Source organism: Nocardioides pollutisoli, assembly GCF_040045055.1.
GTDB lineage: Bacteria > Actinomycetota > Actinomycetes > Propionibacteriales > Nocardioidaceae > Nocardioides > Nocardioides tweenelious.
Window position 1 is genome coordinate 1 of record NZ_JBDZDU010000002.1, and the last position, 25,748, is coordinate 25,748.

24 protein-coding genes, 1 rRNA gene and 1 pseudogene are annotated in these 25,748 nt (G+C 71.0%); 23 read left to right on the plus strand and 3 right to left on the minus strand.

Features of this window, described 5'->3' with window-relative positions:
* Positions 1-205: 205 nt before the first annotated feature.
* Together rrf and ABLE68_RS18015 are read left to right on the plus strand one after the other, a co-directional pair.
* Positions 206-322: ribosomal RNA gene (gene rrf, locus ABLE68_RS18010) — 5S ribosomal RNA — on the plus strand.
* A 161-nt stretch (positions 323-483) separates the two neighbouring features.
* Positions 484-870: a single-stranded DNA-binding protein gene (locus ABLE68_RS18015; protein ID WP_348873305.1), complete on the plus strand. Its 387-nt coding sequence runs from the start codon at positions 484-486 to the stop codon at positions 868-870.
* Here the strand turns inward: ABLE68_RS18015 and ABLE68_RS18020 are convergent.
* A complete protein-coding gene (locus ABLE68_RS18020; protein ID WP_348873306.1) occupies positions 845-1,963 on the minus strand; it encodes a DUF1015 family protein in 1,119 nt (372 codons plus the stop codon). The genes ABLE68_RS18015 and ABLE68_RS18020 overlap by 26 nt on opposite strands.
* Before the next feature lie 50 nt (positions 1,964-2,013).
* Here ABLE68_RS18020 and ABLE68_RS18025 point away from each other — a divergent pair, with 50 nt between their 5' ends.
* The 15 genes and pseudogenes from ABLE68_RS18025 (at position 2,014) to ABLE68_RS18100 (ending at position 19,078) form a co-directional block, all read left to right on the plus strand.
* Positions 2,014-2,991: an HAD-IIA family hydrolase gene (locus tag ABLE68_RS18025; RefSeq protein ID WP_348873307.1), complete on the plus strand. Its 978-nt coding sequence runs from the start codon at positions 2,014-2,016 to the stop codon at positions 2,989-2,991.
* Positions 2,992-3,000: 9 nt separating this feature from the next.
* The gene (locus tag ABLE68_RS18030; RefSeq protein ID WP_348873308.1) at positions 3,001-3,192 is read left to right on the plus strand and encodes a hypothetical protein; all 192 of its coding nucleotides are present in this window, start codon (positions 3,001-3,003) and stop codon (positions 3,190-3,192) included.
* 2 nt (positions 3,193-3,194) lie between these two features.
* A complete protein-coding gene (locus ABLE68_RS18035; protein WP_348873309.1) occupies positions 3,195-4,034 on the plus strand; it encodes a TlyA family RNA methyltransferase in 840 nt (279 codons plus the stop codon).
* Positions 4,031-4,996, plus strand: a complete 966-nt coding sequence (locus tag ABLE68_RS18040; RefSeq protein WP_348873310.1) for an NAD kinase — start codon at positions 4,031-4,033, stop codon at positions 4,994-4,996. Before ABLE68_RS18035 ends, ABLE68_RS18040 begins: the two co-directional genes overlap by 4 nt.
* Positions 4,989-6,680: a DNA repair protein RecN gene (gene recN / locus ABLE68_RS18045; RefSeq protein WP_348873311.1), complete on the plus strand. Its 1,692-nt coding sequence runs from the start codon at positions 4,989-4,991 to the stop codon at positions 6,678-6,680. The genes ABLE68_RS18040 and recN overlap by 8 nt, the downstream gene beginning before the upstream one ends.
* Before the next feature lie 60 nt (positions 6,681-6,740).
* Positions 6,741-7,925 (plus strand): putative cytokinetic ring protein SteA, encoded by a 1,185-nt coding sequence (gene steA, locus ABLE68_RS18050; protein WP_348873312.1) that lies wholly within the window; start codon positions 6,741-6,743, stop codon positions 7,923-7,925.
* Positions 7,922-8,788: a copper transporter gene (locus ABLE68_RS18055; protein WP_348873313.1), complete on the plus strand. Its 867-nt coding sequence runs from the start codon at positions 7,922-7,924 to the stop codon at positions 8,786-8,788. Before steA ends, ABLE68_RS18055 begins: the two co-directional genes overlap by 4 nt.
* An 11-nt stretch (positions 8,789-8,799) precedes the next feature.
* Entirely contained in the window at positions 8,800-10,488 is a 1,689-nt protein-coding gene (gene pyrG, locus ABLE68_RS18060; RefSeq protein ID WP_348873314.1) for a CTP synthase, read from the plus strand.
* Positions 10,489-10,507: 19 nt separating this feature from the next.
* Positions 10,508-11,104, plus strand: coding sequence for an NUDIX domain-containing protein (locus ABLE68_RS18065; protein WP_348873315.1), 597 nt, complete (start codon positions 10,508-10,510; stop codon positions 11,102-11,104).
* A complete protein-coding gene (locus ABLE68_RS18070; protein ID WP_348873316.1) occupies positions 11,101-11,949 on the plus strand; it encodes an MBL fold metallo-hydrolase in 849 nt (282 codons plus the stop codon). The genes ABLE68_RS18065 and ABLE68_RS18070 overlap by 4 nt, the downstream gene beginning before the upstream one ends.
* A gap of 74 nt (positions 11,950-12,023) precedes the next feature.
* Positions 12,024-13,604 carry a sulfatase family protein gene (locus tag ABLE68_RS18075; RefSeq protein WP_348873317.1) on the plus strand — a complete coding sequence of 527 codons (1,581 nt, stop codon included), beginning with the start codon at positions 12,024-12,026 and terminating at the stop codon, positions 13,602-13,604.
* A gap of 73 nt (positions 13,605-13,677) precedes the next feature.
* On the plus strand, positions 13,678-14,802 hold the full coding sequence (ald, locus tag ABLE68_RS18080) for an alanine dehydrogenase (RefSeq protein WP_348873318.1): 1,125 nt from the start codon (positions 13,678-13,680) through the stop codon (positions 14,800-14,802).
* The gene (gene xerD, locus ABLE68_RS18085; RefSeq protein ID WP_348873319.1) at positions 14,795-15,718 is read left to right on the plus strand and encodes a site-specific tyrosine recombinase XerD; all 924 of its coding nucleotides are present in this window, start codon (positions 14,795-14,797) and stop codon (positions 15,716-15,718) included. Before ald ends, xerD begins: the two co-directional genes overlap by 8 nt.
* Before the next feature lie 42 nt (positions 15,719-15,760).
* Positions 15,761-16,486 carry a DUF2314 domain-containing protein gene (locus tag ABLE68_RS18090; RefSeq protein WP_348873320.1) on the plus strand — a complete coding sequence of 242 codons (726 nt, stop codon included), beginning with the start codon at positions 15,761-15,763 and terminating at the stop codon, positions 16,484-16,486.
* 13 nt (positions 16,487-16,499) lie between these two features.
* A pseudogene (locus ABLE68_RS18100) lies at positions 16,500-19,078 on the plus strand (DEAD/DEAH box helicase).
* Between the two features lie 540 nt (positions 19,079-19,618).
* On the opposite strand, the gene ABLE68_RS18105 reads toward ABLE68_RS18100, so the two are convergent.
* Positions 19,619-20,995 carry a glycoside hydrolase family 26 protein gene (locus ABLE68_RS18105; RefSeq protein ID WP_348873323.1) on the minus strand — a complete coding sequence of 459 codons (1,377 nt, stop codon included), beginning with the start codon at positions 20,993-20,995 and terminating at the stop codon, positions 19,619-19,621.
* Positions 20,996-21,017: 22 nt separating this feature from the next.
* Between ABLE68_RS18105 and ABLE68_RS18110 the strand changes: the two genes are divergently transcribed.
* The 6 genes from ABLE68_RS18110 to ABLE68_RS18135 all read left to right on the plus strand — a co-directional run bounded on the left by ABLE68_RS18110 (position 21,018) and on the right by ABLE68_RS18135 (position 25,324).
* Positions 21,018-21,329 carry a GNAT family N-acetyltransferase gene (locus ABLE68_RS18110; RefSeq protein ID WP_348873324.1) on the plus strand — a complete coding sequence of 104 codons (312 nt, stop codon included), beginning with the start codon at positions 21,018-21,020 and terminating at the stop codon, positions 21,327-21,329.
* Positions 21,330-21,595: 266 nt separating this feature from the next.
* Positions 21,596-22,549, plus strand: coding sequence for a ParA family protein (locus tag ABLE68_RS18115; RefSeq protein ID WP_425475660.1), 954 nt, complete (start codon positions 21,596-21,598; stop codon positions 22,547-22,549).
* Positions 22,534-22,911 (plus strand): hypothetical protein, encoded by a 378-nt coding sequence (locus ABLE68_RS18120; RefSeq protein ID WP_348873325.1) that lies wholly within the window; start codon positions 22,534-22,536, stop codon positions 22,909-22,911. The genes ABLE68_RS18115 and ABLE68_RS18120 overlap by 16 nt, the downstream gene beginning before the upstream one ends.
* Entirely contained in the window at positions 22,908-23,813 is a 906-nt protein-coding gene (locus ABLE68_RS18125; protein WP_348873326.1) for a segregation and condensation protein A, read from the plus strand. The genes ABLE68_RS18120 and ABLE68_RS18125 overlap by 4 nt, the downstream gene beginning before the upstream one ends.
* On the plus strand, positions 23,806-24,495 hold the full coding sequence (scpB, locus tag ABLE68_RS18130; protein ID WP_348873327.1) for an SMC-Scp complex subunit ScpB: 690 nt from the start codon (positions 23,806-23,808) through the stop codon (positions 24,493-24,495). The genes ABLE68_RS18125 and scpB overlap by 8 nt, the downstream gene beginning before the upstream one ends.
* Positions 24,496-24,565: 70 nt before the next feature.
* Positions 24,566-25,324, plus strand: a complete 759-nt coding sequence (locus ABLE68_RS18135) for a pseudouridine synthase (RefSeq protein WP_348873328.1) — start codon at positions 24,566-24,568, stop codon at positions 25,322-25,324.
* Between the two features lie 9 nt (positions 25,325-25,333).
* On the opposite strand, the gene ABLE68_RS18140 is transcribed toward ABLE68_RS18135, so the two are convergent.
* Positions 25,334-25,699: an STAS domain-containing protein gene (locus ABLE68_RS18140; RefSeq protein WP_348873329.1), complete on the minus strand. Its 366-nt coding sequence runs from the start codon at positions 25,697-25,699 to the stop codon at positions 25,334-25,336.
* Between the last annotated feature and the right edge of the window lie 49 nt (positions 25,700-25,748).

The following is a 25,748-nucleotide window of genomic DNA, read 5'->3' on the forward strand; positions in this document are numbered from 1 at the left end:
GGTGTACAGCAGCAATGCCTAGCCGACCGGTACTAATAGGCCGAGGGCTTGTCCCACAAACACTTTACAAACCCTGCAAAGCGTATGTTCGCGTCCACGAACCAAACACAAACCACAGAACAGCTCACTTGGGCTGCACATCTGAATAATGGCTTGGAAACACACCACCGTGACAGATCCCGGTTGGATGTGTGACCGCAAGAGTTACGGCGGCCATAGCGAAAGGGAAACACCCGGTCCCATCCCGAACCCGGAAGTTAAGCCTTTAAGCGCCGATGGTACTGCAACCGAGAGGTTGTGGGAGAGTAGGACGCCGCCGGACATTCTTTCCAGTAGGGCCACCCGCAAGGGTGGCCCTACTGTCGATTTCAGACCATTTCTCATCCACAGTTCCGCTCCTGACACGGTTCTGCACACGCCTCTTCTCGGCACCGCGTCACTGTCGGCGGCCGACCTCAGGGTCGGCGTCGGAGGTGATGTGTGATGAGCACACAGAAGCAGAAGCAGGCTCGGTCCGATGCCGAGCCGACCATGGTCAACGAGGTCCGCCTGGTCGGGCGGGTGTCCCAGCAGCCGGAGGAGCGGGTGCTCCCCAGTGGGGACGTCGTGTGGACCTTCCGGGTCGTGGTCCCGCGGCCGACCAGCCACATCAGCAAGCAGAGCGTCGACGCGCTCGACTGCGCGGCCTGGTCGGCGCGAGCCCGACGCTCGGTCAGCTCGTGGTCCGTCGACGACGTCGTCGAGGTCGAGGGTTCCGTGCGCCGGCGGTTCTTCCGCGCCGGCGGCGCGGCCGCCTCGCGCGTGGAGGTGGAGATGATCTCCGGCCGGGTCGTCCGACGCGCTCCTACCCGTCCCGAAGAGAGCGGATGAGGACGCCCACACTGGGCTTCGGCTGGAAGGAGGTGGCCTTCTCCGGCAGCAGCTGACCCGTGGCCGCGATCCGGAGGACGTCGCCGAACTCCGGCGCGGGCATCAAGATGGCGACGGCCGGCCGGTCGACGACGCCCAGGAGTGCGTCGTCCACGGAGTGCGCGTACTCGATGTCCGAGGCGGGGTGCGCCAGCACCGGCAGCAGGTCGTTGTGGAGGGCCTGGACGGCCAGACGCTCCGGGCCGACCTGGAGCCGCAGGATCCCCCAGTCGTGGCCGTCAGTGGCGACCAGGGTGTCGGCGCCCAGGCTGGCGACGGCCTCCTCGGGGCCGGTCCGGGTGAAGCTGGCGACCTGGGGTGCCGTGGCGATGTCGGCGAGCGTCGCGCCGACCAGCACCCGGTGGATGGCGCCGAGGTAGAGCGGGGTGTCGCCCTGGTCGACCAGCATGGCCAGGCCTGCATCGGTCGCAGGACCGGGCAGCGTCTCGCGCAGGCGGAGGTAGGCCGCGAACCGGTGGTGGCCGTCGGCGACCAGGGTCCGGGCACCGGCGAGGCCGTCGGTGAGGGCCTCGAGGCGTGCGGGACCGTGGATGGCCCAGACCCGGTGGTAGTGACCCGAGCGGTCGGTGAACTGGTGGTTCGGCTCGCCGTCACGGACCTCCCGCAGGATGCGGCGGACGTCGTCGGAGCCACGGTGCACCAGCAGGATGGGGGCGGGGTTCATCTCCATCTCCGCCATCCGGTCGGCGAGCTCGGCCGCCTGGGCGGGATGGATGCCCTCGTGGGGCAGCACGACGACGTCCTCGATCCGCGTGGCGGTGTGCGAGATGTCGAGCGCGCCGACCAGGCCGCGGACGGTGACCCCGGCAGCGGTGTACTCGTGCAGGTAGAGCGCAGCCGTCGCGTCGTGAGCGAGCTGGCCGGTGCGCTCCCAGGCGATCAGACGGGCGGCGACGCCGCGGTAGGGGCGGGCGAACGCGCGAGCCGAGATCTGGTCGCCGATCCGGTTCGGCGCCAGCCGCAGACCTTGGAACGGCAGCAGCCGGAACGGCCCCCCGACCTGCGGAGGGGAGACCACAGCGCCGGAGTCCATCGAAGCATCGTAGGGTGCCAACTCCCAGGGGCTCGGTTGAGGAGGCACACGTGCTCGGTTCGTCGGACGAGGCCCTGTGCCGCGCGTACGACCTGGCCATGCTCGACCTCGACGGCGTGGTCTACGTCGGCCCCGAGGCCGTCCCGGGCGCGCCCGAGCACCTCGCCGAGGCAGCGAGCCAGGGGATGCGTCTCGCCTACGTCACCAACAACGCCTCGCGTCCACCCGAGCAGGTGGCGGCTCAGCTGCGCGACCTGGGCATCGAGGCCGACGCGAGCGACGTGGTCACCTCCTCGCAGGCGGCGGCGCGTCTGCTCGTCGACCGCCTCGGCGCGGGTGCCCGCGTGGTGCTGCTCGGCGCCGCGGGCCTGGAGCAGGCGCTGCTCGAGGCGGACCTGGTGCCGGTCGGGGCAGAGGACGACGCGATCGCGATCGTGACCGGCTACGGGCCGGACGTGCCCTGGGGGTCGATCATGCGGGCCGCCGTGCGGATCCGGGACGGGCTGCCGTGGGTCGCGAGCAACACGGACCACACGTTCCCGGCGCCCTTCGGGGTCGCGCCCGGGCACGGCGTCCAGGTCGAGATGCTGCAGCGGTTCACCGGGGTCGATCCGGTGGTCGCCGGCAAGCCGGAGCGGCCGCTGCTCGACGAGACCGTGCGGCGCGTGGGGGGCAAGCGTCCCCTGATGGTGGGCGACCGGCTCGACACCGACATCGAGGGTGCCCGCCGGGCGGGCTACGACTCGCTGCTGGTGCTGACCGGCGTGACCGACCTCGCGGCGCTCGTCGCGGCGGAGCCGGAGCAGCGTCCGACGTACGTCGCTCCGGACCTCGCCGGGCTGCTCGAGGCGCACCCGGAGCCGGATGCCGACGGGTGGCGGGCCGAGGTCAGCGACGGCCGGCTGACGGTCTCGGGGGACGGCTCGGCGGGGGACTGGTGGCGGGTGGTCGCCAGCGCCGCGTGGGCGCACCTCGACGATGCGGGTGAGCCGGTGGCCTGCGACGGTCTGGAGCCTCCGGCGCGGTAGCCTCGGACCATGAACGAGGACGCCGAGCTGCACACCCCCGACGAGGCGGAGCGGGTCCGCACCGACGTGCCGGAGGTCGACGAGGTGATCGCCGCCGTCGAGGAGCTCGAGGACCGTCCGCTCGAGGAGCACGTGGGTGTCTTCGAGACCGCGCACGCCGAGCTGCGGCGCGCCCTCGACACGCCCTCCGACTCCGCCTGACCGTGCCACCGCGCCGTCTGCGTCTCGACGCCGAGCTGGTCCGCCGGGGCCTCGCCCGCTCGCGTGAGCACGCGAGCGAGCTGATCGAGCTGCGCCGGGTGAAGGTCTCGGGTGGGTTCGCGACCAAGCCGGCGACGTCGGTCACCACGGACGTCGCCATCGTCGTGCTCGACGACCCGGACCGTCCCGACTACGTGTCGCGGGGCGGTCACAAGCTCGCCGGAGCGCTCGCGGCCTTCGAGCCTGCGGGGTTCGTCGTCGCCGGACGCCGCTGCCTGGACGCCGGTGCCTCGACGGGCGGTTTCACCGACGTCCTGCTGCGGCACGGGGCGGCCCAGGTGGTGGCCGTCGACGTCGGCTACGGCCAGCTGGCCTGGAAGCTGCAGTCCGACGACCGGGTCGTCGTCCACGACCGCACCAACGTGCGGGACCTGACCCTGGAGCTGATCGGCGCGCCGGTCGACGTCGTGGTCGGCGACCTCTCCTTCATCTCGCTCGAGCTGGTCCTGGATGCGCTCCTCGGGGTCTCGGCTCCGGACGCGGACCTGGCGCTGATGGTCAAGCCGCAGTTCGAGATCGGCAAGGAGCGGCTGGGCAAGGGCGGCGTCGTCCGCGACCCGGAGCAGCGCGCCGAGACCGTCCTCGGCGTGGCCGCCGCCGCTGCGAAGCGCGGGTGGGGCGCCCGGATGGTCGCGACCAGCCCGCTGCCCGGACCGTCGGGCAACGTCGAGTTCTTCCTGTGGCTGCGACAGGGTCCAGCGACCGTGGCCGACGACGACATCCACAGGCACGTGGTCAGTGCCGCACCGTCGGGGGTCCCGGGTGAGAAGGTGGACCCGTGACGACCAGTAGCGCTTCCGAGGACCGCCGCGTCCTGTTCGTCGCGCACACGGGGCGCGAGGAGGCTCGCGAGGTCGCGCGCGCGTTCGCGAAGGCGCTCAGCTCCCACGGGATCGTCGTACGCCTGATCGCCGGCGAGGCCGACGACCTCGGCCTGGAGGCCGACGGCGAGATCGTCGAGATCGCGCCCGAGGACGACCCGAGCGCCGGCTGCGAGCTGGTGCTCGTGATCGGCGGTGACGGCACGATCCTCCGCGCCGCTGAGCTCACCCACCCGACCGGGACACCGGTGCTGGGGGTCAACCTCGGCCACGTCGGGTTCCTGGCGGAGGCGGAGTACGACGACCTCGAGTCGACCATCGACGCCGTGGTCCACCGGCGCTACACGACCGAGGACCGGCTGACGCTCGACGTGACCGTCCACCGCGACGGCGAGGTCGCCTACCGCACCTTCGCGCTCAACGAGGCCAGCGTCGAGAAGGCCGCGCGGCAGCGGATGCTCGAGGTGGTCGTCGAGGTCGACGGCCGCCCGCTCTCCCGGTGGGGCTGTGACGGTGTCGTCTGCGCGACGCCGACCGGTTCTACCGCCTACAACTTCAGCGCCGGGGGTCCGGTGGTCTGGCCGGGCGTCGAGGCCCTGCTGATGGTCCCCATCAGCGCCCATGCCCTCTTCGCGCGCCCGCTCGTGGTCGCGCCGACCTCCGTGCTGGCCGTCGAGGTGCTGGCCCAGACCGAGGGCGCCGGCGTGCTGTGGTGCGACGGCCGCCGCGCGGTCGACCTGCCGCCGGGAGCCCGGATCGAGGTACGCCGCGGTGCGGTCCCGGTGCGGCTGGTCCGGCTGCACGAGGCGCCCTTCACCGACCGTCTGGTGGCGAAGTTCGGCCTCCCGGTCGAGGGCTGGCGCGGCTCCACCGAACGTCGTCGTCGGCTCGACCAGGAGTCGACCGGGGACACCGATGCTTGAGGAGATCCGGATCTCGTCGCTCGGCGTGATCGAGTCCTCGACCCTGGAGCTCGGCCCCGGCCTGACGGTGATCACCGGTGAGACCGGTGCCGGCAAGACCATGATCGTGACCGCGCTCGGGCTGCTCCTGGGCGGGCGCGCCGACACGGGCGCGGTCCGCACCGGCGCGAAGACCGCCCGGGTCGAGGGCGTCGTGTGCGTCGACGGCCTCGCCGGCTTCACGGACGCGGTCGAGGAGGTCGGGGGCGTGGTCGAGGACGACCGGGTCGTCCTGGCTCGCAACGTGTCGGCCGAGGGCCGGTCCCGTGCCTTCGTCGGCGGCGCCTCGGTGCCGATCACGTCGCTCGCCCAGGTCGCCGAGCCGCTCGTCGCCGTGCACGGCCAGTCCGACCAGCACCGGCTGCTGCAGGCCCGCGCCCAGCGCGAGGCGCTCGACCGGTTCGGTGGCGACACGATCGCTGGCCTGCTGACGACGTACGCCGACCTCTACCGACGCCTTGACGCCGTCGAGCGCGAGCTCGAGGAGGTCGTCGCCCACGCCCGCGAGCGGGCGCAGGAGGCCGACCTGCTGCGGTTCGGACTGGGCGAGGTCGAGGCCGTCGCACCGGAGCCGGGGGAGGACGTCACGCTGGCGGCCGACGAGGCTCGACTCGGGTTCGCCGACACCCTGCGCACCGCCGCGGAGCAGGCGCGGGAGGCCCTCTCGAGCGAGGAGGGCAACCCCGACGCCCTCACCACCGTCTCGGCGGCCCGCACGCTCCTCGACGGCGTCCGCGAGCACGACTCCGAGGCCGGCGACCTCGCCGACCGGCTGGCCGAGCTCACCTACCTGCTCTCCGACCTGTCCGCCGACGTGGCGTCGTACGCCACCGGCGTCGACACCGACCCCGCCCGCCTGGCCGCCGTGTCCGAGCGGCGCGCGGCGCTGACCGCCCTGACCAGGAAGTACGGCGAGACCGTCGACGAGGTGCTCGCGTGGGCCGAGCAGGCGGCCACCCGGCTGCTCGACCTCGACAACACCGACGGACGCATCGAGGAGCTCCGCTCGGCCCAGGAGTCGCTGACCCGCGACCGGGGCACGGCGGCCGCAGCGCTGTCGGCCGCACGCACCGAGGCGGCCGGCCGACTCGCAGCAGAGGTCACCTCCGAGCTCACGCTGCTGGCCATGCCGCACGCACGGCTGAGCGTGGAGGTCCGCCCGACGGAGCGGTTCACGGCGTCGGGTGCCGACGAGGTCGAGCTGATGCTCGCGGCCAACACCGGCTCCGAGCCGCGCCCGCTCAACAAGGGCGCGTCCGGCGGCGAGCTCTCCCGCGTGATGCTGGCCCTCGAGGTCGCCCTGGCCGGGACGAGTCCCGTGCCGACGTTCGTGTTCGACGAGGTCGACGCGGGGGTCGGTGGCGCCGCCGCTGTCGAGGTCGGTCGGCGGCTGGCGCGGCTCGCGCGCTCCGCACAGGTGCTGGTCGTCACCCACCTGCCCCAGGTGGCGGCGTACGCCGACCGCCACGTCGTGGTCGAGAAGTCGTCCGACGGCTCGGTCACGAGCTCCGGCCTGACCGTGCTCGACGATGCCCAGCGCGAGCGCGAGCTCTCCCGGATGCTCGCCGGCCTGGCCGACTCCGACACCGCGCTGGCCCACGCCCGCGAGCTCCTCGAGGTCGCCCAGGAGGCGCGGGGGGCCTGACACGCCCGGCCCCCGGCGGGTCCCGGATCGATGTCTGTGCTTTGACACCATGGCGGGGTCATGAGGTCTCCCGTCCGCCAACGTTCTGTCCCTGATCTGCCCGGCGTCGACGGCACCGCCCGCGTCGACCGCCGCACCCGAGCGCTGCTGCCACGGCTGCGCGAGGGTGATGTCGCGGTCATCGACCACCTCGACCTGGACCGGGCGACCGCCCAGGCCCTCGTCGACCGAGGGGTGACGGCGGTCGTCGACGCGGCGCCGATGATCTCCGGCCGCTACCCGAACCTCGGGCCGCAGACCCTCGTCACGGCGGGCGTCGTCGTCCTCGACTCCGTCGGGTCAGCTGGTCTGGCCGCGATCTCGGACGGTGCGCGGGTGCGGGTGCACGACGGGTCCGTGTACGTCGACGGCGAGCCGGTCGCCTCCGGGCGCGTGCTCGACGTCGAGACGGTCGAGGCCGAGATGGAGCGTGCTCGCGTCGGTCTGGTCACCCAGCTGGAGACCTTCACCCACAACAGCACGGAGTTCCTGCGGCGCGAGCAGGACCTGCTCCTCCACGGTCGCGGACTCCCGCGGCTCAACACCCGGGTCGCCGGCCGGCCCGTCGTCGTGGTCGTGCAGGGTCACGAGCACGAGAGCGAGCTGGCCGCGATCCGCTCGTTCCTGCGCGAGCAGGACCCCGTGCTCGTCGGGGTCGGCTCGGGCGCCGACCTGCTCCGGGCGGCTGGCTTCAAGCCGGACATCATCGTCCTCGACGCCCACGCGGGCGACGCGGACCTGCCCGCCGCCAAGACGCTGCGCGCGGCGCGCGACGTGGTGGTGCGGACCGACCGGGGTGCCGGGCGCGCCCATCTCGACTCCCTGGAGCGCATCGGCATCCGGCCGCTCGTCTTCGAGTCGGCCGCGACCCCCGAGGACGCCGCCCTGATCCTCGTGGATGCGTCCGAGGCGGCCGTGATCGTCGGCGTCGGCATGCACGCCACCCTCGAGGAGTTCCTCGACAGCCAGCGCCCCGGCCTGGCCAGCACCTACCTGACCCGGCTCAAGGTCGGCCCGCGGCTGGTCGACGCGGCTGCCCTGCCCTACCTCTACTCCGGGCGGGTGCGGCCCTGGCACGTGCTCCTGGTGCTGCTCGCCGGCCTGATCGCCCTGGCCGCCGCCCTCGCCGTCACCCCCGTCGGCCAGGACTGGTTCGACACGCTCTACGACTCGCTCACCGACACCGTGCAGGGACTTCTCTCGTGATCTCGTACCGCCACCACATCGTCTCGCTCGTCGCGGTCTTCCTCGCGCTGGCCGTCGGCATCGTCCTCGGCGGCGGTCCTCTGACCGACCTCGGCCGCGACGACGACCCGGCCGCGGCGACCACCCACGAGCAGCGGGCGGTCGCGCAGACCGCGTCGTACGGCGACGACTTCGCGGCTGCGTCCGCGACCACGCTGTACGCCGGCGGGCTCAAGGACCACACCGTGTCGATCGTGACGCTGCCGGGCGCTGACGGCGACGAGGTGAGCGCGCTGGGCGCCCAGGTCGAGGCCGCGGGCGGCACGGTCACCGGCACCTACGACGTGCAGCCGGCCCTGACGGACCCCGGCCAGAAGTCGTTGGTCGACACCCTCGGCAGCCAGCTCATGACGCAGCTCGGCTCGGGAGCGGTGACGACCGACGCGCCGACGTACGACCGGATCGGTCAGCTGATCGGTCTCGGCGTCTCCGGATCGGACCTGCCCAGCGCGGACGTCTCCACCGTGCGCGAGAGCCTCTCCGGCGCCGAGCTGCTGACCACTCCCGACGGTGCGACCCGGGGCCAGGTGGTCCTGGTCGTCCTCGGTGACGAGGCCGATCCCGCGATCCTGTCGGGTCTCGCGTCCGGCCTGGCGGCCAAGGCCACCGGGGTCGTCGTGGTCGGTGACACCGCCTCGGCGGCCTCCGCAGGCGACCTCACCGGTCTGCGTGCGGAGACCGGCGCGGAGAAGGTCACCACCGTCGACGGGGCCGACACGCCGCTCGGTCAGGTCACCGCCGTGCTCGCCCTGATCCGTTCTCTGACAGTTCAGGGAGGTTCCTTCGGTGCGTCGGGTTCGGACGGAACCGTCCCCGTCACGTAGGATCGAATTCCGTGAACAACGGGACGCCCACCAAGCACGTATTCGTCACTGGAGGCGTCGCCTCTTCTCTCGGGAAGGGCCTGACGGCATCCAGCCTCGGCAGCCTTCTCAAGGCACGCGGTCTCCGCGTGACCATGCAGAAGCTCGACCCCTATCTGAACGTCGACCCCGGGACGATGAACCCGTTCCAGCACGGCGAGGTCTTCGTGACCAACGACGGTGCGGAGACCGACCTCGACATCGGTCACTACGAGCGGTTCCTCGACACCGACCTCGGCCAGATCGCCAACGTCACGACCGGGCAGGTCTACTCCAGCGTGATCGCCAAGGAGCGCCGCGGCGACTACCTCGGCGACACGGTCCAGGTGATCCCGCACATCACCAACGAGATCAAGGAACGCGTCCTCGCCATGGGCGGCCCGGACGTGGACGTCGTCATCACCGAGGTCGGTGGCACCGTCGGCGACATCGAGTCCCTGCCGTTCCTCGAGGCCGCGCGCCAGGTGCGCCACGACATCGGCCGCAACAACGTCTTCTTCCTGCACGTCTCGCTGGTGCCCTACATCGGTCCCTCGGGCGAGCTGAAGACCAAGCCGACCCAGCACTCGGTCGCCGCGCTCCGCCAGGTCGGCATCCAGCCCGACGCGGTGGTCTGCCGCGCCGACCGGGAGCTGCCCGACTCGATCAAGAAGAAGATCTCGCTGATGTGCGACGTCGACCAGGACGCCGTCGTCACGGCGGCGGACGCGCCGTCGATCTACGACATCCCGAAGGTCCTGCACCGCGAGGGGCTCGACGCCTACGTCGTACGCCGTCTCGACCTGCCGTTCCGCGACGTCGACTGGACCGTCTGGGACGACCTCCTGCGCCGGGTGCACCACCCGAAGGAGGAGATCACGATCGCGCTGGTCGGCAAGTACATCGACCTGCCCGACGCCTACCTCTCCGTCGGCGAGGCGCTCCGGGCCGGCGGCTTCGCCCACGAGGCCAAGGTCAACATCCGCTGGATCGCCTCGGACGAGTGCCAGACGCCGGCCGGTGCGGCCCGCAACCTCCAGGACGTCGACGCGGTCTGCGTGCCGGGTGGGTTCGGGGTGCGCGGGATCGAGGGCAAGCTCGGCGCGCTGACCTACGCCCGCACCCACGGCATCCCGACGCTCGGCCTGTGCCTCGGCCTGCAGTGCATGGTCATCGAGTACTCCCGCACCGTGCTCGGCCTCGAGAAGGCCGGCTCGACGGAGTTCGACCCGGACACCCCGGAGCCGGTGATCGCGACGATGGCGGAGCAGATCGACTTCGTCGAGGGCGCCGGCGACCTCGGCGGCACCATGCGGCTCGGCCTCTACCCGGCCGCGCTCAAGGAGGGCTCGGTCGCCCGGGCGGCGTACGGCGAGGCGCTGATCGAGGAGCGCCACCGGCACCGCTACGAGGTCAACAACAGCTACCGCGACCAGCTCGAGGAGGCCGGCCTGGTCTTCTCCGGCACGTCGCCGGACAACAACCTGGTCGAGTTCGTGGAGCTGCCCCGCGAGGTGCACCCCTACTACATCGCGACCCAGGCACACCCCGAGCTCCGCTCGCGCCCGACCCGCCCGCACCCGCTCTTCGCCGGGCTGGTCGGTGCGGCGATCGAGCGGCAGAAGGAGCTCCGCTTCCCGATCGACGAGAGCCTGCTGCACCGCGCGGACGAGAACGACTGACCCGGTAACGTCGCCCGGTATGGGCGACCCCGAGCTGCAGGACCGGTCCGAGCGATGGCCGGTGGCCGAGAGCCACGAGGTGTGGGACGGAGGCGGCTGGGTCGTCCGGCTGCGCGACGACCAGATCCGGCGGCCGGGACACCCCGACGACGAACCGTTCTCCCGGACGGTGCTCGAGCACCCGGGCGCGGCGATCGTGCTCGCCCTCGACGAGGACGACCGGGCGCTGTGCCTGTGGCAGTACCGCCACCCCGTCGGCGCCACCCTGGTGCAGCTGCCGGCGGGCCTGCTCGACATCGACGGTGAGTCGCCGGAGCAGGTCGCCCGGCGCGAGCTGGTCGAGGAGGCGGGCTACGAGGCCCGGGAGTGGGTCCACCTGACCTCGGCGTACTCCTCACCGGGCATCTCGGCCGAGGAGTGCCACTACTTCCTGGCGCGCGGGCTGACCGAGGTCGGTCGCGGCGACTTCCACCCCGAGCACGAAGAAGCGGAGATGGAGGTCGGCTGGGTGCCGGTCGCCGACCTGCGGGCGGCGATCCTCGACGGGCGCGTGCGCGACGCACATGTGGCGATCGCCCTCCTGACGGCGCAGGCGCGTGGTCTGATCTCAGCGTGAGGCTGACCTTCTGCGGGGTGCGCGGCTCCACCCCGTCGCCCGGCCCGGAGTTCGTCCGCTACGGCGGCCACACCTCGTGCGTGGCGATCTCGACGGGAGACGACGTCCCGCGGCTGGTCCTCGATGCCGGGACCGGCCTGACGGCGGTCACGCCGCTGCTCGGCGGTGCGCCGTTCGACGGGTCGGTGCTGCTCGGCCACCTGCACTGGGACCACACCCACGGACTCCCGTTCTTCCGCGGCGGCGGGGCGCCGGGGGCCCGGCTGGACCTCTACCTGCCCGAGCAGGGGGAGTCGGCCGAGGCCGTCCTCGAGCGGGCCTTCTCGCCGCCGCACTTCCCGGTCACGCCGCGCGTGCTCGGCGACGGGTGGACCTTCACCGGGCTCGCCGAAGGGTGGCGCGAGATCGAGGGGTACGACGTGCTCGCGCGCGAGATCCCGCACAAGGGCGGTCGCGCCTTCGGCTACCGGGTCGAACGCGACGGCGGCTCGGTCGCCTACCTGTCCGACCACAGCCCGACCTCGGCAGGTCCCGGTCCGGACGGGCTGGGGGAGCGGCACGAGGCGGCGCTGGCGCTGGCGACGTCGGCCGACGTGCTCATCCACGACGCGCAGCACCTGGCCGAGCAGTTCCCGGGCGTCGACTACCTCGGCCACGCGAGCGTGGAGTACGCCGTCGAGCTGGCCCGCGAGGCCGGCGTACGCACCCTGGTCCTCTTCCACCACGACCCGTGGCGCACCGACGACGAGGTGGACGAGATCCTCGAGCACACCCGCGCGCTGGCGGCGGGCGACCTCGACGTCGTTGCCGCCCACCAGGGTCTGGTCCTCGACCTGGCTCTCTGATGTCCCTGGTCATTGACAAGACATGTCACTTGGTGTGCCAATAGTTTGGACGTCCGAGACCAGGAGGACCCACCATGCTGAGCAGACGACGACTCCTCACGACGGCCGCAGCCGTCCCACCGACCGCAGCGCTCGTGGGCACGGCCGCCGAGGCCGCCCAGGCAGCGGAGGCCGGTTCGTTCGCGGGCAAGAACGTCCTGATCTTCATCACCGACCAGCAGCGCAAGACGATGCACTTCCCGGCCGGGTGGGAGGAGAAGAACCTGCCCGGCATGACCCGGCTCAAGAAGAACGGCGTTAGCTTCGAGAACGCCTTCTGCAACACGGCGATGTGCTCTCCCTCGCGCGCCACGCTCTTCACCGGCCTCTACCCGGCGCAGCACGGCGTGAAGTACACGCTCGAGGAGGACATGCCGGCCGACCAGTACCCCCAGGTCGAGCTGTCGACCGAGCTGGTCAACCTCGCCTCGGTGATGAAGGCGGCGGGCTACGACGTGGTCTACAAGGGCAAGTGGCACCTGTCCAAGCCGGTCGGTGACGACTGGTCGCCCGAGGACCTCGCGCGCTACGGATTCGACCGCTGGAGCCCGCCGGACGGCGGCAGCAACCAGGACATCGACGAGGCCGGTGGCGGGATCGTCGACCACGACGGTCACTACATGAACGACGACGGTGACGCCGCGGACGGCACCGAGGGCGTGCTGAAGTTCCTCACCACCCGCACCGAGGGCGACAAGCCGTGGTGCCTGGTGGTGGCGCTGATCAACCCGCACGACGCGCTCTTCTACCCCGGCCCCGCGAACATGACTCCGCCGAAGTACGTCCAGGCGGGGTACGACGACTCCTGGCTGGTGGGTGACATCGGGCTCCCGGTGACGTTCAACGAGGACCTGTCGACCAAGCCGAAGTGCCAGGCCCAGTTCGCGAAGCTGTTCGGGGCGTCGGGGCCGCTGCGCAACCAGCAGATGATGATCAACTACCTCAACTTCTACGGGAACCTGCTCAAGCTCGCGGACCAGTACCTCGTCGACATCCTCGACACGCTCGAGTCGACCGGCCAGCTCGACGACACCGTCGTCGTACGCACCGCCGACCACGGTGAGATGGCGCTGGCCCACACGATGCGGCAGAAGAGCTTCAACGCCTACGAGGAGACCATCCACATGCCGATGGTCTTCTCCAACCCGGTGCTCTACCCGAAGGCCCGGAAGTCGGAGCAGCTGATCTCGCACGTCGACCTGCTGCCGACGCTGGCCGCGCTGGTCGAGGCTCCTGCGTCGGCGCGGAGCAGCGACTGGCAAGGCATCGACTACTCCGCCCACGTGCTCGGCAAGGCGGTGAAGCCGACCCAGGACCGGGTGGTCTTCACCTTCGACGACTGGCAGTCGGGCCAGTCGCAGGGTCCCTACATCCCGGCGCCGAACCACATCGTGATGGTCCGCGAGAAGCGCTGGAAGCTCGCGAAGTACTACGACGAGAGCGGGAAGAAGCCCTCGGAGTGGGAGATGTACGACCTGCAGCGCGACCCGCTCGAGCGGCACAACCTCGCCTACAAGCCGGCCGCCATGACCCCGAAGCAGCGCGCCGAGTTCAAGCGGCTCAGGGCGCGGATCAAGGAGATCGAGAAGCGCAAGCTCCAGCCCCTTCCCGCTTGACGTGCCCTAGGTCACGTCGGCTCGAGGCGGAGCGATAGTGTCGCTGCGAGCCGAGCAGACAAGGAGCTGAGCAATGAAGGTCGGCGTCCCGAAGGAAGTCAAGAACCACGAGTACCGCGTCGCGATCACGCCCATCGGCGTGCACGAGCTGGTCGCCCACGGGCACGAGGTCTTCATCGAGAAGGGCGCCGGTGTCGGCTCCTCCATCCCGGACGAGGAGTACGTCGCGGCCGGGGCCACGATGGTCGCGGACGCGGACTCGGCGTGGGGGACCGACGGCAGCATCGACATGGTGCTCAAGGTCAAGGAGCCGGTCGCGGAGGAGTACCACCGGATGCGTGAGGGGCTGACGCTCTTCACCTACCTGCACCTCGCCGCCGACAAGCCGCTGACCCAGGAGCTGCTCGACCGCAAGATCACGGGCATCGCCTACGAGACGGTGCAGCTGCCCTCGGGCGGGCTGCCGCTGCTCTACCCGATGTCCGAGGTCGCGGGCTGCCTCGCGCCCCAGGTGGGCGCCTACTCGCTGCTCAAGGCCCAGGGCGGCCGCGGCGTGCTGATGGGTGGCGTCGGCGGTGTCGCCAACGCCAAGGTCGTCATCATCGGTGCCGGCGTATCCGGTCAGAACGCGGCCAACATCGCGCTCGGCATGGGTGCCGACGTGACGCTGCTCGACACGGACCTGGACAAGCTCCGGATGTCGTTCTGGCGCTACAACAACCGGGTGCACGGCCTGGCGTCGTCCAAGCTGGCCCTCGAGCAGCAGGTGCGCGAGGCCGACATGGTCATCGGCGCGGTGCTGATCCCGGGTGCGGCCGCACCCAAGCTGGTCTCGAACCAGCTGGTCTCGGAGATGAAGCCGGGCTCGGTGCTGGTCGACATCGCGGTCGACCAGGGCGGCTGCTTCGAGGACACGCACCCGACGACGCACGCGGACCCGACGTTCCAGGTGCACAACTCGACGTTCTACTGCGTCGCCAACATGCCGGGCGCGGTGCCGAACACCTCGACGTACGCGCTGACCAACGCCACGCTGCCGTACGCCGTGGCGCTGGCTGACAAGGGCTGGGCGCAGGCCTGCCGCGACGACCGGAGCCTGGCGCTCGGCCTCAACACCCACGCGGGCCAGCTCACCAACGGGCCGGTCGGCGAGGCGGTGGGGATCGACACCGTGTCCCTCGAGGCGGCAATTGCCTGACATCGTGCGGGCCGTCCGCACCTACCTCGACCACCTGTCGGTCGAGCGCGGGCTGGCGGCCAACACGCTCTCGTCGTACCGCCGCGACCTGAGGCGCTACCAGGAGTACCTCGCCGCGAACGACGTCGAGGAGCTGGCCGACATCACCGAGGCGACCGTGTCCGGCTTTCTCATGCGGTTGCGCGAGGGCGACGCCGACCATCCGCCGCTCAGCGCGACGTCGGCGGCGCGGACCGTGGTGGCCGTGCGGGGCTTCCACAAGTTCGCGGTCGCCGACGGGCTGGCGACGGTCGACCCGGCGGGCGCGGTGAAACCGCCGACGCCGGCCAAGCGGCTCCCCAAGGCGCTGCCGCTCGCCGACGTCGAGGCGATCCTCGAGGCTGCGGGAGCACCCGGGACGACGCTGGCGCTGCGGGACCGGGCGCTGCTCGAGGTGCTCTACGGCACGGGGGCGCGGATCTCCGAGGCGGTCGGGCTCGACGTCGACGACCTCGATGCGGTCGACGGGACCGTCCTGCTGCGCGGCAAGGGCAGCAAGGAGCGGATCGTGCCGGTCGGGTCCTTCGCGCGCGAGGCGGTCGACAACTACCTGGTGCGCGGGCGGCCCGAGCTGGTGTCCGAGGGGCGGGGCACGCCGGCGCTCTTCCTGAACGCCCGCGGTGGCCGGCTGTCGCGCCAGTCGGCGTGGGCGGTGCTGGTCAAGGCCGCCGACCGCGCCGGCGTGACCAAGGACGTCTCGCCGCACACGATGCGCCACTCCTTCGCGACCCACCTGCTCGACGGCGGGGCCGACGTACGCGTCGTGCAGGAGCTGCTGGGACACGCGTCGGTGACGACCACCCAGGTCTACACGTTGGTGACCGTCGACAACCTGCGCGAGGTCTTCGCGACCGCGCATCCGAGGGCCCGCGACTGATCGAGCGCGTGTGAACGGGCCATCCATGGGGATGATCCGCGCATGGGTCACGGCACCGGACACCGCGATGCCGTCGTCGTGCCTGCCGAGACCCCTGAGCTCGCGGCTGCCATGACGAGCGCACGCGGATCCATCGGGATCTTCTGGCGCGAGCTGACCTGGGACCAGCGTCGCGACGACGAACCGATGCTGGAGCGTGCCTCCGTGCAGGTGGCGGTCGCCGATCCGGACCGGCCGGGGTTTGTCGAACACGTCTGGCTCGAGGACCTCGACTTCGACGGCCGGCAGATCTGCGGCGCCACGACGGGCTCGGGCGGCCGGGTCCACGCCACCCCGGAGCAGATCGAGGACTGGCTCTACAGCCTGTTCGGCACGGCGTACGGCGGCTTCACCGTCCAGGTCCACCGGTCCTCGCTGGGTCTGTGGGAGCGGCGTCGTCACGACCGCGCCTGGAGAATGCGTTTCGGCCGGCCGGGCGACGTCCGCCTCATGCCCGAGCAGGACGAGCACCCGGAGTATCTCGTCGAGCATCCCGCTTCGCTGGCGACTGCGGACTTCCTCCGGAGCGATCCCGACCTCGTGCTCCCCGACGGGGACGACGGCGTCACCGCCCTGCACCGAGAGGCCTGCGCGGGCAACGCTGCCATCGTCGAGGTGCTGCTCGAGCGGGGAGCGGATCGGGACCGACGTACGCCGGAGGGCGACACCGCGCTCGACCTCGCTCGGCGCATGGGGTGGACCCGCGTGGTCGACCTGCTCCAGCAGTGACGAAGATGGTCATGTGACCGACCTCCTGGACGACATCACCGCGGCCGCCGCGGAGCGCGGGTTGTCGTTGTACGACCACCAGGAGGAGGCGATCCTGGCGATCCTGGCGGGCGACAACGTCATCCTCGCGACGCCGACGGGTTCCGGGAAGTCGCTGGTCGCGGAGGCGGCCCACCGGGCTGCGCTCGCCGAGGACCGGGTGTCCTTCTACACCGCGCCAATCAAGGCGCTGGTGAGCGAGAAGTTCTTCGCGCTCTGCGAGGTCTTCGGCGCCGACAACGTCGGGATGCTGACCGGTGACGCATCGGTCAACTCCGACGCCCCGATCATCTGCTGCACCGCCGAGGTGCTCGCCAACATCGCCCTGCGCGAGGGTGCGACGGCCGACGTCGGGCTGGTGGTGATGGACGAGTTCCACTTCTACGCCGAGCCGGACCGGGGCTGGGCCTGGCAGGTGCCGCTGATCGAGTGCCGCAGGCGCAGTTCCTGCTGATGTCGGCGACGCTGGGCGACGTCACCGACCTGGCCGCGGACATCAGCCGCCGCAACGGCCGCGAGACGACGGTCGTCGACGACGCCGTACGTCCGGTGCCGCTGAACTTCACCTGGGCGATGACCCCGGTCGCCGAGACGCTCGAGGAGCTGGTGACGACCAACCAGTCACCGGTCTACGTCGTGCACTTCACGCAGAAGGACGCGATCGAGCACGCGACCAACCTGCTGAACGCCGGCTGGGCCGCCGCCGACCGGGAGCAGCGCGATGAGCTGGGGGAGCGGCTCGCGGGCTTCCGCTTCGGCGCCGGCTTCGGCAAGACGCTCTCCAAGCTCCTGCGCAAGGGGATCGGCGTGCACCACGCGGGCATGCTGCCGCGCTACCGCCGGGTCGTCGAGCAGCTCGCGCAGAGCGGGTTGCTGCGGGTCATCTGCGGCACCGACACCCTCGGCGTCGGCATCAACGTCCCGATCCGGACCGTGCTCTTCACCGGGCTCGCGAAGTTCGACGGCAACCGGCAGCGGGTGCTGCGCACGCGGGAGTTCCTGCAGATCGCGGGGCGCGCGGGGCGGGCCGGCTTCGACACGGCGGGGTACGTCGTCGTGCAGGCGCCCGAGCACACGATCGCCAACGAACGCGCGAAGGCGAAGGCCGCAGCCAAGAACGCCGCGATGAGCGCCGAGAAGCAGGCGAAGCGGGGCAGCAAGGCCCAGCTGAAGAAGCCGCCCGAGGGCACGGTCGTGTGGACCGAGCAGACCTACGACCGGCTGGTCGCCGGCGAGCCCGAGCCGCTGGTGTCGCGGATGAAGGTCGACAACGCGATGCTGATCAACGTCCTCGCCCGCGAGGAGGACGCCTTCCCGGTGCTGCGTCGGCTGCTGATGGACAACCACGAGGACCGGCGCTCGCAGCTGCGGCTCGCCCGGCGCGCGGTGCGGCTGGCGCGTTCGCTGCTGCGGTCCGGCACGCTGACCCGGCTCGACGAGCTGGACGAGTTCGGCCGGCGCTACGTGATGACCGTCGACCTGCCGCTCGACTTCGCGCTCAACCAGCCGCTCGCGCACTTCGCGCTGGCCGCGCTCGACGTACTGGACCCGGAGTCCGAGGACTACACCCTCGACATCGTCTCGGTGATCGAGGCGGTGCTGGAGGGTCCTCGGCAGATCCTCTTCCAGCAGCAGTACATCGCCCGCGGCGAGGCCGTCGCGGAGATGAAGGCCGACGGGATCGAGTACGAGGAGCGGATGACGCTCCTCGAGGAGGTCACCTGGCCGCAGCCCCTGGCCGAGCTGCTGGGTGCGACGTACGAGATCTACCGCGAGCGGCACCCGTGGCTGCGCGAGGACGCGCTGTCGCCGAAGTCGATCGTGCGCGAGATGTATGCGCAGGGGATGAGCTTCACCGACTTCGTGAGCCGCTACCAGCTGGCCCGGTCGGAGGGGCTGGTGCTGCGCTACCTGACCGACGCCTACCGGACGCTGCGGCAGACCGTGCCCGACGCGCACCGCACGCCCGAGCTCGAGGACCTGATCGAGTGGCTGGGGGAGACGGTCAGGCAGACCGACTCCTCGCTGCTCGACGAGTGGGAGGCACTGGCCGACCCGGAGCACGTGCGGTCGGACGTCGCTCTCCACGAGGCACCGCCGTCACCGCGACCGATCTCGAAGCAGGAGCGGCCGTTCACGGTGATGGTCCGCAACGCGATGTGGCGCCGGGTCGACCTGGTCGCCCGGGACAGCCTGGACGGGTTGATGGCGCTCGAGCGTGCTGCCGCGGACAGGACCGAGCCGCCGCGCGAGGTCGTCATGACACGGTCGTCGTGGGACGCCGCGATCGAGGACTACTACGCCGAGCACGACTCGCTGCCGACCGACGCCGATGCCCGGTCGCCGAAGCTGCTGTCGATCACCCCGGAGGTGGGGGAGCCGGTCGGCGTCGAGGAGGGCGTCACCGCGCGCCTGTGGCGGCTGCGGCAGACGCTCCACGACCCGGACGGCAACCACGACTGGGTGATCGACGCGATCGCGGACCTGGACGCCTCCGACGAGGCTGGTGAGCTGGTGCTCGCCACGGTGGCGATGCATCGGCTCGGTGGTTGACGTCAGTGGTTGGTGTTGGAGGTCGTCCTCCCGATAGCGCCAGCGTGCGGCCTCCACCGGCGCCGTCAAGGGTTCGCTTCGCCGCTGCGCGCCCTTGACTGCGCCGCTTCGGCCGAGTTTGGCTGGCTATCGGGACGACGCCGACCTGTGGTCGGTCGCCTACCGGCCGGCGGTGGATGATCCACCGTCTCACCAGGCAGGAAGGGTGGATGGCGCACCGCCCGTCCGGATCGGTGGGTGGAACGTGTTTCGATTGGTCACGAACTGCATGTTCCCGGCCGGCTTTCGTGCGGTGTGTGACCATTCGACCGATCCAAGATTTGGCCGTGCCCGGAACATGGATCGACCAGACCGTCGGCGGCATCCGGATAGGCGCGCTCTTCTGTCCCGCACGGCGACTGTCAAGGGCGCGAAGCGCCGTAGGGAACCCTTGACCGGCGCCGGGCTGGCCAGACAATGAAGCGCCCGGAGGACGCCGAACCTCGAGCGAGCACTGGGTTTCGAGACAGGACTTCGTCCTTCCTCGACCTCCGGAGCGGGCTACTTCACGCGGCAGAAGGCGTTGATGCAGGAGTCGAGCCAGGCGGTGCCGCCGGACAGGCTGGAGAGCTGCTTCTTGCCGTTGGCGTCGTCGTACCAGAGCATCGCGAAGGTTGGCTTGGACTTCAGGTCGCGGGCCCGCCACTCGACGATCGACGGGTTCCAGGTGCCCTTGGTGCTGCCCATCGGGCCGGCCTCGGTGATCGCCATCCGGGAGACCCTGGCGGCGACCGCGGCGTAGCCGGTCGTGATGAGGTCGTCCTTGGGGTTGGCCTTGGACTCGTCGTCGTAGGAGTCCATGCCGGCCAGGTCGACCTTCGCCGGCAGCAGCTTGGTGGGGTCGGTGATCGTCTTGTTGGTCACGGCGTTGAAGCTGTAGCCCCACACGATGTTGTGGACGCCGTCGCGCGCTGCTCGGCTCTGCATGCGGGACCAGAGGCTCTTGAAGGTCTTCGGGTCGGGGTGGCCCCACCAGAACCAGCCGCCGTTGGCCTCGTGGAAGGGCCGGAACACGACGGCCGCCCCGGCGTCCTGCAGCCGGTGGAGCAGCGCCATCTTGGCGTCGAAGTCGGCCCAGAACTCCTGGTACTCCGCTGTGGTGGAGTCGAGCAGCGCCGACAGGTCGTGCCAGGAGCGGTCGTGGTTGGAGTCCTCGACGAGGGTGTGCGGGTTCCTCGCGTGCCAGCTCGCGTTGAGCACGACGCCCTCGCCGGCGAGGCGGGTGAGGTCGGCGATCACCTGGTCGTCGAACGGGTACTCGTAGTGCGCCGCCTTGTCGAGCTCCTCGAGGTCGAACCCGACGACGGAGACGCGGCGACCGCCGAGGAGCGTGAGCGGGGCGAGGTAGTCGCTGTTGGACACGTTGAGCTGCTGGCCGACGCCCATCAGGCCGGCCGACTTCCAGCGGTCGAGCCGGGTGGCGAGGCAGCGGGCCGCCGGGGTCGCGAGCGTGTCGACCAGCGCGACCCTGGGCGTGCAGGTGGTCCCGTCGCTGACCGTGAGCGTGACCGTGGCCGACGTACCCGCTCCGGTGACGCGCAGGACCTGCGGCCCGGCGACGCTGGTGTCGAGCGAGGCCAGGGCCCTACCGTCGGAACCCGTCGCGGCGCTGGTGACGGGCGTCCAGGTCTGGCCGTCGTCGTTGCGCCGCTGGACGGTCAGCAGGACGTCGGCGGCGGCTCTCCTCAGCTGGGCCGTGAGCACGACCGGCTCGCCGACCGTGGCGAACGGGGCGGCGAGGCGCACGGCGATCGCCGGAGGTTTGGCGGGTGCGACGCCGTCGTGGAGGGTCGCGAGGGCAGGGGTCGCCCCGGACGCGATCAATCCCCCCGTGAGCAACCCCGCCAGCAGGACCTTGACGGCCGCGGTCGGGCGCACCCCTTCAGTCTAGGCTGGGTGCATGGCAGACGTGGCGACTTCGCACAACCCCGCCGAGCACCGGTACGAGGGGCACATCGACGGGAAGCTGGCCGGCTTCGCGGCGTACGAGCTCACCTACCGGCTGGTGATCTTCACCCACACCGAGGTGGACGACGCGTACGAGGGACGCGGCGTCGGGTCCGCGATCGCGAAGTTCGCGCTCGACGACGTCCGGTCCACCGGCACCCACCGGGTGCTGCCGCTGTGCCCCTTCATCAAGAGCTGGATCGCCCGTCACCCGGACTACGCCGACCTCGTCGACGGCGTCGCGCCGACCAGCGACGGGGAGTGACCTTCCTCCACAGGTGAGTGCACAGGCAGCGGTCCGCCTGTGCACTCCGAGGCGTAGCGAGTGCACACGCCCTCAACAGATTTGCCAAGCGGGCTGGGGGTTTCCGGGTTCGGGTTGTCGCTGTCGGGGGCCGGTCCTAGAGTCGCCCGCGAGTCGGACACAAGTCGTTGTGTCGACATGTCGGTGAGGAGCGCGGAATGAGCGCAGGTGGCAGCTTCGGTGGATCCTTCCCCCACGCCGGCAACGCCGGCAGCGCCGCCGGCGAGATGCCGCCCCTGATCCGCACCCCTTCCCCCGCACCACAACTCGGAGATGAGCAGCCTGTGTCCGACCCCCTTCCGTTCGAGCGTCCGGCCTCCGGCCCGGTCCCGGCCGAGGTCCCGCTGGGACCCACCGGCCGGCCGATGCCGGTCATCCCGGAGCCCCGCCCGCTGACCGAGCACGGTCACGCGCGGGTGATCTCGATGTGCAACCAGAAGGGCGGCGTCGGCAAGACCACGACGACGATCAACCTGGGTGCCTCGCTCGCGGAGTTCGGCCGCAAGGTCCTGCTCGTCGACTTCGACCCCCAGGGCTCGCTGTCGGTCGGCCTGGGCCTCAACCCCCACGAGATGGACCTGACGATCTACAACCTGCTCATGCAGAAGGACGTCACCATCGACGAGGTCATCGTCCCGACCGTCGTGCCCGGCATGGACCTGCTGCCGTCCAACATCGACCTCTCGGCCGCCGAGGTGCAGCTCGTCCACGAGGTCGCGCGCGAGCAGACCCTCCAGCGCGTGCTCGCCCCCGCGCTCGCGGAGTACGACGTGATCCTGATCGACTGCCAGCCCTCGCTAGGTCTGCTCACCGTCAACGCGCTCACGGCGTCCGACGGCGTGATCGTGCCGCTGGAGTGCGAGTACTTCGCCTTGCGCGGCGTCGCGCTGCTCAAGACCACGATCGACAAGGTCCGCGAGCGGCTCAACCCCAAGCTCGAGATCGACGGCGTGCTCGGCACGATGTACGACGGACGCACCCTCCACAGCCGCGAGGTCATGGAGCGCCTGGTCCAGGCGTGGGGCGACACGGTCTTCCACACGGTGATCAAGCGGACCGTGAAGTTCTCCGACGCGACCGTCGCCGGTGAGCCGATCACGTCGTACGCCTCGTCGTCGGCCGGCGCCGACTCCTACCGCCAGCTCGCCAAGGAGGTGGTGGCACGGTGGCCCGACGCGTGAGCCTGCCTGCTGCCGACGACCTGTTCCGCCCCACGGCACCCGCCGAGGCCGAGCAGCCGGGACCGCGTGCGGTCCCGGACGCCCAGCCCGAGGACGTCCAGTCCGACGCGGCGCCGACCGCCGAGGACACCGGCGGCCGCAAGAAGCCGAGCGGACGTGTCCGCCACGACGAGAAGATGACGGTCTACGTCACCTCCGACGAGCTGCTCGACATCGAGCACGCCCGGCTGGGGCTGCGCCGCGCCCAGGGGCTCGCCGTCGACCGCGGCCGGCTGGTGCGGGAGGCGATCGCGATGGTGCTCGCCGACTACGAGGCCAACGGCGACGACAGCGCGCTGGTCCGACGATTGACCGAGGGATGACGACGTCCGTCGAGCAGTCCACGGGTGCCGTCGAGTCGATGGCGGGGGAGACCGCGCCGGAGTTCGCGGTGCACCTGGTCAACTTCGAGGGCCCGTTCGACCTCCTCCTCAACCTGATCGCCAAGCACAAGCTCGACATCACGGAGGTGTCGCTGTCGCGGGTCACCGACGAGTTCATCGAGCACGTCAAGGCCGGCGGCAAGACCTGGGACCTCGAGGTCACGACGTCGTTCCTGCTGGTCGCCTCCACGCTGCTCGACCTCAAGGCCGCGCGGCTGCTGCCGCAGGGTGACGTCGAGGACGAGGAGGACCTCGCGCTGCTCGAGGCCCGCGACCTGCTCTTCGCGCGGCTGCTCCAGTACAAGGCGTTCAAGCTGGTCGCCGGCGTCCTGTCCGACCGGCTCGCGTCCGAGGCGCGCCGCCACCCGCGGGCCGTCGGGCTCGAGGAGAGGTACGCCGGGCTGCTGCCCGAGGTGCTGATCGGCATCGGCCTCGAGCAGTTCGCCCAGCTGGCTGCGAAGGCGCTCGAGCCCAAGCCGGTGCTCGAGCTGTCGCTCCACCACATCCACGCGGCCAAGGTCAGCGTGCGGGAGCAGGCCGCGCTGGTGGTCGACCGGCTGCGGCGCAGCGGCACGATGACCTTCCGGGCACTCTGCGGCGACTCACCCGACCGGCTGACCACGGTGGCGCGGTTCCTGTCGCTGCTCGAGCTCTTCCGCGAGGGCGCGGTCGCCTTCGACCAGGTGACGCCCCTGGGCGAGCTCACCGTACGGTGGACCGGAGACGACGACGCCGACGTGGACCAGCTGATCACCGACGAGTTCGACGGAGCGCCGCCCGAGGCTCCGGCCGACGAGGGCGGCGTACGAGACGTGCAAGCACAGGAGAACGACGATGACTGAGACGACCGAGGTCGACGAGACGATTGCCATCCCGGTGGCGGACCTGCGGCCGTCGCTCGAGGCGCTGCTGATGGTGGCCGACCAGCCGCTCGACTCCGTGACGCTCGCGACGGCTGTGGGCTACCCGGTCGTCGACGTCGACGAGGCCCTGGGCGGGCTCGCCCAGGAGTACACCGAGCAGGGCCGCGGCTTCGAGCTGCGCAACGTCGGTGGCGGCTGGCGCTACTACACGCGCGACGAGTATGCCGCTGTCGTCGAGGGCTTCGTGCTCGACGGCCAGCAGGCACGGCTGACGCAGGCCGCGCTCGAGACGCTGGCCGTGGTCGCCTACAAGCAGCCGGTGTCGCGCGCCCGGGTCTCCGCGATCCGGGGGGTCAACGTCGACGGCGTGATGCGGACCCTGCTGACCCGCGGCCTCGTCGAGGAGGCCGGCCAGGACCACGAGACCGGCGCCAACCTCTACCGCACCACCGGCTACTTCCTCGAGCGGATCGGCGTGACGTCGATCGACGAGCTGCCCGAGCTGGCGCCCTACCTCCCCGACATGGAGGACCTCGAGGACGAGCTCGCCGAGATGGTCTCCACGCCGACCCCGGAGCCCGAGGCCGAGCCGGACCACCCGCACGCCTCGCCGCACAGTGGCGACGGCACCGAGCCCGACGGCGGGACCGAGCCGTCATGATCACCCCACGAAATCGCGCGCTTCCCCCGCTTCGCTCCTCCATCACACGATTCCGAGGGGACCCCGAAAAATGACGCTGGAGACCGACGACGACGGGCTGATCCGGCTCCAGAAGCTGCTGGCGATGTCGAACGTCGCCTCGCGCCGCAAGTGCGAGGAGCTGATGCTCGACGGCAAGGTCGTGGTCGACGGCGAGGTCGTCACCCGGCTCGGCACCAAGGTCGACCCGCGCACCGCGGTGATCCGGGTCGACGGCAAGCGCCTGCCGCCGGTCTCGGAGAAGGTCTACCTCGTCCTCAACAAGCCCCGCGGCGTGGTGTCGACGATGTCCGACCCGGAGGGCCGGCGCACCATCACCGACCTGGTCTCCGACCGGCCGGAGCGGCTCTTCCACGTCGGGCGGCTCGACACCGACACGTCCGGGCTGCTGCTGCTCACCAACGACGGCGACTTCGCCCAGCGGATGGCGCACCCGTCGTACGAGGTCGACAAGACATACGTCGCCGAGGTCGACGGCGAGGTCACCAAGGCCACGATCGCGACCCTGCTCGACGGCGTCGAGCTCGAGGACGGCCCGGTGACCGTGACCAGGGCCCGCATCATCAGCGTCTCGGGGCGCGGCCGGGGTGCCAAGTCGATCGTCGAGCTGGTGATCCACGAGGGCCGCAACCGGATCGTCCGCCGGCTGCTGGAGCAGCTCGGCCACGAGGTCCGTCGGCTGACCCGCACGGCGATCGGGCCCGTGCAGCTCGAGGGCATCCCCTCGGGCGAGATGCGCGACCTGACCCTCGACGAGCTCGGTGAGCTGCTCGACAACGCCCAGATGTAGGGCGTGGCGCTAGCCGTCGATCGAGGCGAGCGCCTCGTCCATGGTGGGCACGACCCGGAAGACCCGGTCGAGGGCCGTGGCCGACAGCACCCGCAGGACCGGGCGGCACGTGCACACGATGGTGAACGTGCCCTGGAGCACCCGAGCACGCTTGTGCGCGCCGATCAGGGCGCCGAGGCCGACCGAGTCGATGAAGGTGACCTGCTCGAGCTCGATCACCAGGTCGGACGGACCGTCGATCTGCAGCTGCTGGAGCCGGTCACGCAGGTAGGGCACGGTCGCGATGTCGATCTCGCCGGCGCATCGCACCACCGTCGTCGTCCCTGCCTGCTCGTCGGTGATGACGAGAGGGCGCGCATGATCGATGGTGGACACCCGCACGTTCTACACGTCCTTGCCCAGAAACGGGAGCATTCGGCGCAAT

Coding starts and splice junctions, on each gene's coding strand:
- ABLE68_RS18015 (WP_348873305.1), top strand. CDS start 484: ATGAGCACACAGAAGCAGAAGCAGGCTCGGTCCGATGCCGAGCCGACC.
- ABLE68_RS18020 (WP_348873306.1), bottom strand. CDS start 1,963: ATGGACTCCGGCGCTGTGGTCTCCCCTCCGCAGGTCGGGGGGCCGTTC.
- ABLE68_RS18030 (WP_348873308.1), top strand. CDS start 3,001: ATGAACGAGGACGCCGAGCTGCACACCCCCGACGAGGCGGAGCGGGTC.
- recN (WP_348873311.1), top strand. CDS start 4,989: ATGCTTGAGGAGATCCGGATCTCGTCGCTCGGCGTGATCGAGTCCTCG.
- steA (WP_348873312.1), top strand. CDS start 6,741: ATGAGGTCTCCCGTCCGCCAACGTTCTGTCCCTGATCTGCCCGGCGTC.
- ABLE68_RS18065 (WP_348873315.1), top strand. CDS start 10,508: ATGGGCGACCCCGAGCTGCAGGACCGGTCCGAGCGATGGCCGGTGGCC.
- ABLE68_RS18075 (WP_348873317.1), top strand. CDS start 12,024: ATGCTGAGCAGACGACGACTCCTCACGACGGCCGCAGCCGTCCCACCG.
- ald (WP_348873318.1), top strand. CDS start 13,678: ATGAAGGTCGGCGTCCCGAAGGAAGTCAAGAACCACGAGTACCGCGTC.
- ABLE68_RS18090 (WP_348873320.1), top strand. CDS start 15,761: ATGGGTCACGGCACCGGACACCGCGATGCCGTCGTCGTGCCTGCCGAG.
- ABLE68_RS18110 (WP_348873324.1), top strand. CDS start 21,018: ATGGCAGACGTGGCGACTTCGCACAACCCCGCCGAGCACCGGTACGAG.
- ABLE68_RS18115 (WP_425475660.1), top strand. CDS start 21,596: ATGCCGCCCCTGATCCGCACCCCTTCCCCCGCACCACAACTCGGAGAT.
- ABLE68_RS18125 (WP_348873326.1), top strand. CDS start 22,908: ATGACGACGTCCGTCGAGCAGTCCACGGGTGCCGTCGAGTCGATGGCG.
- scpB (WP_348873327.1), top strand. CDS start 23,806: ATGACTGAGACGACCGAGGTCGACGAGACGATTGCCATCCCGGTGGCG.
- ABLE68_RS18135 (WP_348873328.1), top strand. CDS start 24,566: ATGACGCTGGAGACCGACGACGACGGGCTGATCCGGCTCCAGAAGCTG.